Here is a 14,059-nt window from a genome sequence, read left to right as displayed (position 1 = left end):
AAATAGTACAACCTGTATTTTCAACAAGTTGTACCACTTTTATTTTATCTATTTAGCTTTTAAAAATTGGCCTTCTTTACATATTTGTTTTTAGCAACAATGTAATAAAGCTTATTTTTAATTTTTACTGGTGCACCATAAGTCCTTACTTTCTTATGCTTGCATAGAATTCTCTTACTTAAGCGATTACCATATTGACCGTAAATAAAGGCATTATGCTTTAGTTTCATTTGCTTTGGATCAATATTGCCAGCAGCTATATACATTCCATCAGCCAAACCATAGTAGAGCTTACCATTAATGCGCTTAATGCCGACCGTGTCAATGATGGAACCAGCACCGAAAATTAACTTATTGCATCTCACTCCCTTTTTGTCATATAGATATGCATTATGCATGATTGTTTTTTCGACCGTTGCGTTTTCTTTCGTGCTTTCAGGAACGCTTACTGGCGTAACCTTAACATTTTCGGTCTTAGGAATGATTTTCTTAATGTCAACCTTGCTTGCCTTAATGTATTTGTTCGTATCAATGATAAAGTACTTTTGACCACGAATGTTGACTACATCGCCGTATGTATTAACAGTCTTACCTTTCTTGATAACGCCCAGATTCTTGAGCTTATTACCATACTTATCATATACATAAGCATCATTCTTTAGTTTTTGTACCAAATACTTAACGTTGCCAATCGCCAAATAATATTTTCTGTTATTATCGCCCCGATCAATTAAGATGTAGTACTGATTGCCATTAATATTTTCTATACCATAAGTCTTGACAATTGAACCGGCTCCAAGAATAATCTTATTGCACCTCTTACCGTCAAGGTCATAAACATAAGCATTATGCATTAAGGTAACTTCCTCGGCATTGGCTACAGAGGTATCAACATCCTTATCTCCACCAGTTCCTGGCTTAGTTGCTACAGGTACTTGTGAATTACCAGAACCGTCTGATGAACTTCCAGAGCCACCCGAATTAGAATTATTAGATGAACCATTATTTGTAGCTTCAATTTTAGCAATAGCAGAACTTATATTATTTAAATCATTTTGATTTTGTTCCTGTGCTTTAGCTAATTCTTCAGCAGTAGTTGACTCGCTAATCCGTTTTGTACCATCTTGTTTGACCTTACTAATCTTTTCCTTTAACTGATCATATTGATCTTGATTTAACTTCTTAGCAGCTAAATCATCGTCAATTTGTTTTTGCAATTTAGCAGTGTCTTGATCAAATTTAGTTTGCGCAGCAGCCTTATCAATTTCAACATTTGATCCACCAATAATGGTAATTCCATCATCTCGATGCTTGTCGATTGAACTAGAATCGTCGGAATTATCGATCTGATCTTTAGCATCCTTAGAATTTTTATCGATCTGATCCTTAATATCCTGCTTTTCTTTGTCAGTGTATTTTGAACCATCCGGTTTCTTGGTCTCATCTTTATCAAGCTTGTTCTTGGCATTGGCAGCAGCATCATCTACTGCACCCTTGGCAATTGCTTTTTCTGCATCGAGCTTACTCTTTTTAATCTCATCGAAAGTATTACCTGTAACATGTTGATGAGTATTCCAAGCACTATCAGTTGCACTCGTGATAGCTTGAGCACCGTATTCCTTGTGGAGTTTATCAATTGCTTCTTGATACTTTTGTTGCAGCTCCTGATCAGCTTTAGTTCTACTTTCATTCGTAGCTTTATTAACTATGCTTTGAATTTCATTTACCGCATTGATAGCAGCATCGCTAATTTGACCTTTTATCGTTTCTAGATCACTAGCTGAATTAGAAATGTTAGAAATGTTTTCCTTACCTTTTTTGGCTTGGTCTTTAATCGCAGCTATCATCTGATTTTTCGTGTTTTCGTCAATATCATCATTTTGAATAAGTTCGCTGATTGCTTTATCAGAAGCAACTTGGACAGTTTCCTTACCCTTAAGCTTGTTCAAAGCTGTCATACCCTTATTGTATGCAGCAGTGACCTTTTCTATTTCACTAGCATTTTTTATTCCTTCAATGCTATCTGTAATATCTTTAATATCAGCAGCATAATCTGGATTCGATTTTTGTCTATCAGCTAATTCGTCAAGGCCCGTTTGCAGACCTGCAACATCACCGTCACCCACCAGCGCATTATTTTTATCAATAGTGACCCATTTAGAAGAATTTTTAATAATATCGTCAATTTCTCGACCAATTTGTGCTTCATCGGTTGGTATCTGGCTAATATCTGTTTGCTTTTCAATCTCAGTTTTAGCATTTTCATAGGCAGTATCTACTAAATTTTTAGCAATTGTCTTTTGCACTTGAGTCAACTGTGATTGATCAATTATTTGCTTGGCCTGAGCCTGCTTATTCTGCAAGATTCCTTCAGCAGTAGTCTTGGCACCTGCAAGATCAACATCGTTTTTAATTTGATCAAATCCTGGTATTTTTTCACCATTTGATCCTTGAGAGCCCTTAGAAGCGGCATCAACAATGGCCTTTGCTTCTTGGGTTATCTCATCAATCGTCTTATCTGTTCCATCCGGCTTTTTATCAGAAATACTGTTGATTTTACTTTTACTGCTGTCAAAGATATCTTGAATCTTTTGCTTTTGTTTAGCTTGATCGCTAGCAGACAATCCTGATTTTTCGATAGCTTGATCAGCAGCAGCTTTATTTACTTGCAATTCATTAATTGCATTTTGCTTGATTTGATTGATTGCTTCAATTCTAGCAATAGCAGAACTTATATTACTTAAATCAGCTTGATTTTGTTCCTGTGCTTTAGCTAATTCTTCAGCAGTAGTTGAATCGCTAATCCGTTTTGTACCATCTTGTTTGACCTGACTAATCTGATTCTTTAATTGATTATATTGATCTTGACTTAACTTATTAGCAGCTAAATCATCGTCAATTTGCTTTTGCAATTTAGCAGTTTCTTGATCAAATTTAGTTTGCGCAGCAGCTTTATCAATTCCAACTTCAGATCCACCAATAATGGTAATTCCTTCATCACGGGCATCATCTGTATCAGTTTTACCAGTTTTATCGTCTTTCTTACCTGTAGTTTGATCTATTTTGTCTTTAGCATCCTTAGAATTTTTATCAATCTGATCCTTAATATCCTGCTTTTCTTTGTCAGTGTATTTCGAACCATCCGGTTTCTTGGTTTCATCTTTATCAAGCTTGTTCTTGGCATTGGCAGCAGCGTCATCTACTGCACCCTTGGCAATTGCCTTTTCTGCATCGAGTTTACTCTTTTGAATCTCATCAGGAGTATCACCAGTAACATGTTGATGAGTATTCCAAGCACTATCGGTTGCACTCGTGATAGCCTCAGCGCCGTATTCTTCATGAAGCTTATCAATTGCTTCTTGATACTTTTGCTTTAGTTCATCATCAGCTTTAGTTCTACTTGCATCAGTTGCTTTGTTAACTTCGCTTTGGATATCATTTACCGCATTGTCAGCTGCCTGCGAAATCTGATTCTTCTTTGCTTCAGGATCACCAGTCGGAGCAGTTACGTTAGCGATATTCTGCTTACCTTCCTTAGCATGATTCTCTGCATTCTGAATAAGTTCATTTTTCTTATCTTGATCCAAATCATTGTTAGCATTAATATCAGCTTTAGCTTTATTAAGGCTTTCATTGATAGTTTCCATTCCCTTGAGCTTATTCAAGGCAGTTATTCCCTTGTCATAGGCTGCACTGATTGCTTGAATGTTGTCAGCTTGCTTAATTGCAGTGATGCTATCAGTAATGTCCTTAATGTTGCCACTATATTCAGGATTTGCTTTCTGTTCGGCAGTTAACTTGTCAAATTGCTCTTGCAAACCATCAATACCTTCAGTACCATTCAGTGCATTGGTTTGATCAGTTTTAACCCAACTAGATGAATTCTTAATAATGTTATCAATCTCTTGACCAATTTGTGCTTCATCAGTTGGAATTTTACTAATATCTGTTTGCTTTTCAATCTCAGTTTTGGCATTTTCATAGGCAGTATCTACTGCATTTTTAGCAGCAGTCTTTTGCTCTTGGGTCAGCTGTGACTGATCAATTGTTTGCTTAGCCTGAGTCTGTTTATTTTGCAGGATTCCTTCAGCAGTAGTCTTGGCACCCGCAAGATCAGCATCATTTTTGACTTGATCAAATCCTGGTATTTTTTCACCATTTGGTCCTTGATAACCCTTAGAAGCGGCATCAACAATGGCTTTCGCTTCTTGCGTGACTTCTTCTACGGTCTTATCAGTACCATCTGGCTTTTTATCAGAAATACTATTGATTTTATCCTTACTGCTATCAAAGATATCTTGAATCTTTTGCTTTTGTTTGGCTTGATCGCTAGCAGACAATCCTGAATCTTCGACAGCTTTATTAGCTGCATTTTTATTTTGTTGTAATTCAACAATTGCCTCCTGTTTAGCTTGGAATATTGCTTCTTTTGTCTTAGCCAAAGTGTAAACTTTGTCAACACCTGCTTCACCAAAGTCGGCGGTTTCTCCGTTTTCTGGAATACCTTTTTCAGCATTTGAAAGCTTATTCTTTGCAGTTTCTAAGTCAGCAGCCTGCGCGTTTTCAGGTAAATTAATTGCCTGAATCTTTTCTTTTGCCTTTTTAACTGCCTGATCAACCTGATTTTGTAAGTCTTGCTTTTGCTCATCGCTTAGATCTTTGGCAATACTATTGATATCGCCCTTATCTTTTACATATTGATCTAATGCACTAATCTGCTTATTCTTCTCTGCTAATAAACTAGTTGGTAATTTAGCATTATCAATGTTTTGCTTAATTGTATCTTCAATTATAGCCAAATCATCAGTATCTGTTGCTTGATAAATATTAGTAATTCCTTGTTGTAATGCTTGGTTGATAGCTTGCTCACCAGTAGCAACTTCTGTCGAAGACAAATTTGGATCTTGTAAACTTGTTTTAGCAGATTGAGAATACTGCTTTAAATCATTAATTACCTTATTCTTTTGCTCAAAGCGTTCGGTTAAATGATTTAATGCATTAACACCGTTAGCCGCTGCTTCATTTATGGCTACATTAGCATCTTGGGAACTATTTTTAGCAGCTTGAATATTTTTAGCAGCTTTAGAACGTTCTTGTTCAATCTGTTCTCTCATTCTTCCAGCTAATTCAGGATCATCGTTAGCGATCTTATTAGCGGAAGCAGTTGCTTTATTAACTGCATCTTGTAATTTTGCTAGTGCTCCATTTAAGTTCTCTGCGCTGGTGATTGCAGAGCTGATGTCATTCAAATCAGATGTATTTTTAGCAATCGCATCATCCAGGTCTGTTTGCTTTGTAGAAGAAGTAATTCTGGTTTCACCATCACTACGTACCTGGTCAAGCTTGCTCTTTAAGTCATCAAACTGATCTTGACCAATCTTTTTATTCGCTAAATCATTATTAAGCTGAGTTTGCAACTTATTTACTGCTTCTTCAAAACTAGATTTAGCTGCTGTTTTATTAGCAGTAAGCTGTTCGTTATCAGCTGTATTAACAATATTAGTTATTGTGGTTGTCCCATTATCTTTAGCTGTCTTAACTTCATCTTGGTTTTGAGCTTGATCAACATTTGCTTTTGCCTTGTCACGTTCAGCATTAATTGTAGTTTCATCTTTCTTATCTTTATTAACAGCATCTTGAGCAAGGTGATCCAAATCAGCTTTTGCCCTATTCTTTGCTGCTTGCAATTTTGCCGCTGTAACAATGTCATCAATGTTCTTTAATCCCGTGTTCTTTTCAGTATCAATATTTTCCTTAGTAGCACCCTCAACATTTGCAACTGCACGATCATGCGCTTGTTGCAATGCATTTTGGTAATCTGCTTTTTGCTGGTCAGTTAAGTCTATCAGATTGCCAACATCACCTAATGCACCAGTATTTTGGGTCTTGTCTCCTAGTTTTTGATTTAAAGCATCGATTGCTTCTTGCTTTAATCTCCGAGTGTTTTCTGCATCACTTGATTGAGCAATTGATGTGATATTCTTAATGCCATCAATAGCATTACCCTTAATCTTGTTTACAGTATCAATATCTTGCGCTGCGTCAACATCAGATACTCCTAGTTTGGCAACAACATCGATAGCATCTTGATCTTTTGGATCAGATAGATTCTTTTTAGCTTCGTCTGCCGCTTTTTGAATAGCTTCTTTAGCTTGCGATTTAGTTGCTGACAGGTTTGCCTTTGATTCCGCGTTTCTAATAGAATTAATTGCGTCATTATAAATATCAGAAACATTTTGCTTGTTTGTGGCTTTTTTAATCTGAGCTTTTGCATTTTGCGCAGTTGTATTAATACTATTAGTGACGTCATCAAAAGTAGATTTAAGTTCAGTTTTAGCCTCATCACTTAAGGAGTTATATAAATCATTTAAGCGCTTAATGGCCGAATCAGCGGCATCACTAATTTGCTTACTTGCATTATTTTTAAGAGTATCTAAGCCATTGCCTTGTGCCTCAGCCAAATCAATTGCTTTTTCACCGTCTTTTTCAGCACTATTAGCTGAAGCGATATCAGTTTGGTTAGTTACTTTTGCTTTCGCACTGTCACGAGCTGACTGAATTGCGGTAATGGTTTGATTCTTAAGATCTTGCGAAATGTCCGTTGAAGATTGAATCCGATTAATAGCTTGTTCAGCATACTGATCAAGCTTTTGTTGATTAATAATCTTGTTGATATTTAAATCTGTAATAACATCGTCAATATTCTTTTTACCTTGCTCTTTTTCCGAGGTAATTTGGTCAATTGTTGCAGGAGAAGGATTATTAACTTTACTTATTGCAGCATCATATGCAGCATCAACTTTTTTCCGCAGCTGATCTTTGTTTGCGCTTGTAACTTCATCCAAGTTACCGATCTTTTGGTAAATTGTGTTTTTCTCAGCTAATAATTCAGAAATTGCCTTATCCTTGGCTGATTGAATATCAGCATCTTCTTGAATTTTATTTAATTCCGCTTTACCATCGTTTAAAGCTGCTTGTACTTGATCCTTATCAGCCGCTTGAATAGCAGATTGAGCATTATTAAACTTTTCGGTAATTTGATTATAATATTTAGTCTTTTCTGTAGGTGATAAATTAGGATCATTTGTAATATGATTCCGAACATTGTCTACCGCTTTTTGTAAATCATTAAGCGCATTTTGCTTTTGTTGTGCTAATTTTTGCGATTCAATATCCGATGAAATACTATCAGCTACACTCTTAATATCTGCTATTCCTTTTGTAGCATGATTGGTGATATCTCCAAGCTGGTAATCTACAGCTATTGCCTCGGTAGCTTGATCATAGTATTTATCAATTTGATTAAGCTTATCTTGCCAACTACTATCACTAATTGATTTTGCATCATGCGCATCATTGAGCACTTTTTTAGCTGCTTCTTTGGCATCACGTAAATCTTTAATAGCTTTTGACCTAGCAGCCGAAATCTGAGCATCATTCAAATCACGGTTAATATTAGCTTCACCATCTTTTTGAATTGAAGCTATTGCATCAACAACTGTAGTCGCATCAATTTTATCTGTAGCTTCCTTAACATGCTTATCAATTAAGTCCTTGTAGTAATCCTTACTTGTTTGACTAAGTTGGCTATCAGGAATTTGGTCAATTGCATTCTTAGCAGCAGTTGCTTCATCTGCAAGTTTTTGTTTAGCTGAAGTTTTAGCAGTTTCTACTACTTCATTAGCTTTACCTTGAGCTTTGGTTACCACGTTATCAATGTTGCCATTAACTGTATTTACCAAATCATCAATCTTAGAACTTTGTGTCGTTGCTAAATCATTAACTCCTTGATCGGCTAAATCATTAACCTGCTTATGATATGCGGCTTTCTGTTCGTCAGTTAAAGAATTAATATTATCGATAACCTGATTGGCCTGCTCTTGCTTTTGACGAATCTTTTGCGTAGCTTCAGTGATTTGCTTATTAAGTTGACCCTTTTCTGTTTGAGCAGCTAGCAATTTGCTTAAAGCGTCAATTCCATCGTTTCTGACAGAATCAATTGCTTCTAAACTATCTGCCTGATCAATCTTTTGATTATAGCCAACTGGCTTTTGCTCGTTATTGATTAATTTTCTTGCCTGCTCTTTGACATCATCAATATCTTTTGCAGTCAAGCCAGTAACATTATCTAGTTGATTTTCAAAATCTGATTCAGCATCATTTAACTTCTTCTTAGAAATTTCTTTCAAAACATTTTTCTTTGCTTGTTCTTCTGCAGCATCAATATCAGTTGCTTGATCAATAGCAGTCAAGCCAGCTTTAATTGCTTGGTCAATTGCAGGAGTCGTAGTAACACCGATATTGGTGTTACTTGTTTGACCAAATCCTACCAATTCAGCCTTAGCTGCCGCTTTAGCAAAAGCATTTTGTGCCTTGGCAATTCTCTGCTTGATAGCGTTTTCATTCGAAGTGCCATAGATAGATTCATTAGCATCATAACCATCAGTTCCAGGCTGTGCTGTAGCTAATTTAACTGCATTATCAATTTCGGTTAAATAGCTAGCTTGATCAGCAGCTGATAACCCTGATTCTTGCACACGCTTTTTGGCTGCCTGTGCAGCATTAATAATGTTTTCTGCTTCTTGGTCAGCATATACCTTATCAATTACCTCTAGACCTTTAGAGCCATCAGGATCATCCCCTGTTATGACGTCATGAACCGTCTTATTTAGTGCATCCTTTATTTGTTCAGCTTTATCGGTATGCTTTGTAATTTGATCCTTAGCAGAATTTTCAAGCTTGGTTATTGCATTAATTGTATTTTGTAAAGCAGTAATAGCATCTTGTGCCTCTTTTTGATGACTTTCAACGGACGACTGATCTTCATCTTTATCAATGTCACCCTTATCTGCAATGATTGCCTGCGGTCGATTAAGTCGATCAGCCAGTGCTAAGATATCATCTTTTTGCTTTTGATCTAGATTTGTATCTTCTGCAATACCTTGCAAAGCCGATTTAACTTGCTTAATTTGATTATTTAAATCTGCCTTAATAGCATTTTTATATTCTTGTGCTACATGATTAATTGCATCAACACCTGTATCCTTTGCCTTGGTAATTTCTTCAGGAGTTTTTGCAGCTTTAACTTGGTTAATGGCATTATCCCGCGCTTGATTTATTGCAGTGGTTTGAGATGGATAAGAACTAATTTGTTTATTGGCAGCATCATTTAACTCATTAATTGCATCTGTACGATTAGTTTCAGTTTCTGAAGATGACTTGGCATTTTTTAGTGCTTGCTCAATGATATCTATAGCTGCTTGCTTCCGATTATTAACTTCAACATAGGTATTTGCACTTGGATCGTAAACCGAGGTAGTTTTATTATCATCCGTAATAGTTTGTGAAGCTGCTGCAGCTGCTTTAGCAATGGCATCATTAAATGCTGCATTTTGTTCTGGAGTCAGATTATTCGGTAGATTAGTTTTTGCATTATTAATAGCATCGTTAATTTCTTGAGCTGCATGATTACGCGCTTCGTTAAGAGTTTGAATATTTAAGTACTTAGAAATTGGCCTACTTCCTGAATTAACATCAGTTGGATCATAGCCAATAAAATTGGCACTTGGTGACAATTCTACTGAATACGCTTTATTCAACTTAAGTACTTGATCAGCTGGAATAGTAAATTCAAAGGAGCCGTCATCATTAACAACAGCAGCAAATTGTTTAGGTAATGGGTTAAGAGAGCTATTACTTATATCTCGCAAAGAATCATTTGTATCCGCATATGGATTAGCTATTAGCTCATTGCCGCTTTCATCTTTTGGTGACCAAACAGACTTATTTTTATTACCGTCAACTAGGTTTGCTGTGATATAAGCCTTAGTAGCTACAGGTAAAACTAAACTAAAAATGTTTTTTGGATGTTGCAAATCAGTATCTGGCCCGTCCAAGGCAGCATCATAATTAATTACGCTTCCTGCTTCACCAGAAATTGTCTGGGATCCATCACTATTTCTAACAACATCAACTTTACTTGGATCAATATCCAAAAATCCGCTCGGATTAGCTGGAATAAAACTAATGTTGTTATAACCGAAATTATTTTGGTTATTAAAAGCCTTCTCAATGATATCTTTAAAAAGACTGTCATAAGTGGCATTAGTACTTGCAGCCGATTGTAAAGAAGTGATTACGTCAGGCGGTAAAGCCTCGAACTTGACACCAGCGTTGGCCATTTTGTCCTTTAAATCAGTTAAATCCTTTTGGGTAATTTTACGAAGTCCATTCAGTAATTCGATATTATCCACAAGAATTGTTTGATTAGTCTTCCTTACTTTTAAAACATGGAATGGTGGCAACTGAAGCTCATTAATATTTATGCCTAATCCACTCAAATCAAATTTTTGTCTAACATTAGTAATAGTTATTGGCATTGCACCGATAATACTGGTATTAGGATTTTTATTTAAGTGTGCATCTAAAATTAAAGAAGTGGGGTTATTAACAATTAAAGTACCACCCTGGACATCAACTAAAGTAATAGCACCAGTGCCTGCATTATCCAACAATCTAATGTTAAAACCACCGTTTTCGACATCAGCTTTACCTTTAATGTAAACCAATGTGTCTGAATAGTTACCCATATTTTGACCAGTAACATTCAGTGTCCCTCTTGGTCTAATATTAAAATTACCACCGTCGTAAATAACATTTCTTTTTAGCATATAATCGGCAATATCACCGTTAGTATTTATATTTACCGTGGCGTCATTTAAGATGTTAAAAGTTGAAGTTGGACTATCATTTATGTAAATGGCAGTAGCTTGGTTATTATCATATTGCCCTTTATATTTATCATTTTGAACTACAATATTAAGCGTCCCGTTAACATCAACGGATTCATTATTACCTCTTAAAACAATTGCAAAAATGGTTCCAGTCGTTTCTGCAGGATTACTAATCAAACTAGTACCATCACCATTACCACGTGGGTACAAGCTAACTGTTGCCCCCTTATCGATAGTAACCTTGTTATAGTCACCAGACATTTCAATTACATTACCGCCATATGTTTTACCAACAAATGTTCCTGAAAAAGTAATTGAGTTGTTATCACCAGTATATTGAAATAATTGCTGGTTATTTGCATCGGATGGTCCATTAACATCATATGGTGTCTTAACTGTTTCTGCAGTATTATTGCCAACAAAGAAAATATGCGTATTTTTGTTGGTATATATCATCTGAGAGCCGTGAAAATCAACATTTTTAAAAGTAATGTTAGCATAATTATCACCTATCAAATCATATGCCCTTGCAATACCATAAAAGTCGGCACTCCAGATGTTTAGGTTTTCATATGTTAAATCCAAAGAAGTATATCCCTTTAAATTAGGGTGATTACCTTTAAAATTGATGGTATATTTATCCGTTCTTTTATCAGCATCATAACTCTTAATAAGTAGGGTTCTACCATCAAAGTCGAATCCAACCCAGTTGACGTTATTGTCAGCAACAATATTTTGCATAATATCGATTTCACTGACAGTTTTATTCTGATAAGCATTTTTAAATTGTGCCCAAGTGTAGACGTGAGCTGCACCATTAACAATTGTTGGTTGATCACTGGTTTTATTATCATTAGCAGTTAAGTCAGTGTCTTTTTTCTTAATGCTGTCAGGAGTTTTTCCTGATTGATCACCAGTATTTGCTGGATTATTATTGTCTTTTGAATTATCTGGTAGTTTACCATTATCCTTGCTATTATCACCTGATCCAGTAATATCAGAGGAGTGATCTGAATTGGAACCTTTTGAGTTATTTTTATCCGTTTGGTCTGAATTCGAGCCATTCGAATTAGATTTATCCGTTTGGTCTGAATTCAAGCCATTCGAATTAGATTTATCCGTTTGGTCTGAATTCGAACCATTCGAATTTAATTTGTCCGTTTGATCTGAAGTATCAGTACCATTAGAATTTTGTGTTCGACTATTTTGATTATTGTCTATTTGAGTGGCCTTGTCTTTATCAATACCGGTTTGACCTGCTAAACTAGTCTGTTGCGTTTTACCGGTTTCTGGCTTGGTAGCATTTTCTGAATTACCAGTATTTGTTTTTAAAAAAGAAGTAAGCCCAGAATATGTAGATAAATCTTGTTTTGTATTTTTATTTTCATTGACTGATTTTACATCAGACTGCTTTGTATCTATATTTTCTTTTTTTACTTCTTGTTTAGAATTAATATTATCGGCTTTTACAAATTGAGTATTCATTCCAAAAAAAGTAAAACCAAGCAAAACAGAAGCAGCGCCAACCGTGAATTTCCTAATTGAAAATCGCTCCTTCTTATTTTGCATATTCATTTTTTTTCTTTTCTCATTTAAATTATTTTTTCCTAACATAATTAGCCTCCCTATAAAGACACTTTATATCTTTTATTTTATTGGTAAGACTAATAAATGCTAATATATTGCTTATTATTATATTAAAAATACAACAGTTATTGTTATTTTAAAACAGCCTTTTTTATCACTTAAGAAAATATGGTCGTCGTTATTCCTGAAAATACTAGAAAAATTTATCGACTATCAGCACAATAAATATAGAAGACAAATAACTTCTTAGATCACTTATTTATTTAATAAATTTTTATTATACTTTTTATATTTTATATATTCATATAGATAATTTTATAAAGATATACTATATAAATAAAGATAAAAACAAAAATGCCACAAGCTATTACAAAATAACTTGTGACATTTTTTACTCAACTAACCAAATTATTGACTAAAAATTAGATTTCTTTACATACTTATTTTTAGCAACTAGATAAAACTTTTTATGGTTAATTTTGACTGCAGCACCATAGGTTCTCACCTGACTATGCTTCTTCAAAACTTTTTTACCAATTCGATTACCATGTTTACTATAGATAAATGCATTATGAGTTAACTTACTCTTTTTACCGTCTATATTACTTGCAGATATATATAGATTATCATCTAACTTATAGAATAATTTACCGTTAATCATTTTTGGATTAGTGGTCTTAATTACGGAACCACCTAAAATAATTAACTTATTAGCTATTCTTCCTTCTCCATCATACAGATATGAATTATGAATTATTTCTTTTTCAAATACATCTTGATTCTGAGTGTTAGCTACAGGGGTGCTGATTGGAGCTGCCTCAACTTTAGAAGTTCCTACTGAGCTTGCCTTAGCAGCAACATTTTTTGCCTTAACATATTGATTACTGTTAATAATGAAGTACTTTTGTCCACGAATAGTGACAGCCGCACCATAAGTATCAATAAATGCGCCTTTCTTCAACTCGCCGGCCTTCTTTAACCGTTTACCATGCTTGTCATATACGTAACTATTGTGCTTAAGCTCTAGTTTTCTAGCTTCAATATTCGCTACTTTAATGAGGTACTTACTATTATTTGCCCCTCGATCAACAACAATATAGTAGTTTTTGCCAGCAATATTTTTAATGCCATAAACGGTAATGACTGAGCCAGCCCCTAGAGTAATCCGATTTGCCCGATTACCTTGAAGGTCGTAAATGTACGCATTATGCATCAATTTTACTTTCTGACCATTATTGAGATCGACATCAACATCTTCAGAAGAATTCTTTTGATTAGAGCCTGAGCCATTGGAGCCAGAACCGTTGCTACCTGAGCCGTTGGAGCCGGAACCATTGCTGCCGGAACCGTTGGATCCTGAGCCATTGCTGCCGGAACCATTAGAACCAGAGCCATTGCTGCCGGAACCGTTGGATCCTGAGCCATTGCTGCCGGAACCGTTGGATCCTGAGCCGTTGGAGCCGGAACCATTGCTGCCAGAACCGTTGGATCCTGAGCCATTGCTGCCTGAACCATTGCTACCTGAGCCATTTGAACCAGAGCCATTGCTGCCTGAACCATTGCTGCCTGAGCCGTTGGAGCCGGAACCATTGCTGCCGGAACCGTTGGATCCTGAGCCATTGCTGCCGGAACCATTAGAACCTGAGCCATTGGAGCCGGAACCGTTGGAACCGGAGCCATTGCTGCCGGAACCGTTGGAACCGGAGCCATTGGAGCCTGAGCCGTTGGAGCCGGAACCA

2 protein-coding genes are annotated in these 14,059 nt (G+C 35.8%); both read right to left on the bottom strand.

The window, feature by feature from the left end; all coding sequences use genetic code 11:
* Positions 1-59: 59 nt before the first annotated feature.
* Complete coding sequence (locus tag J3U71_RS03315) at positions 60-12,347, bottom strand: SLAP domain-containing protein (protein WP_267392778.1); 12,288 nt, start codon at positions 12,345-12,347, stop codon at positions 60-62.
* A gap of 388 nt (positions 12,348-12,735) precedes the next feature.
* A partial coding sequence (locus J3U71_RS03310; protein WP_267392779.1) for an SLAP domain-containing protein occupies positions 12,736-14,059 on the bottom strand: 1,324 nt, incomplete at its 5' end.

Origin of the sequence: Lactobacillus sp. B4015, from assembly GCF_026536055.1 — a bacterium.
Classification (GTDB): Bacteria; Bacillota; Bacilli; order Lactobacillales; family Lactobacillaceae; genus Lactobacillus; species Lactobacillus panisapium.
This window is presented reverse-complemented; position numbering and strand designations above follow the sequence as displayed.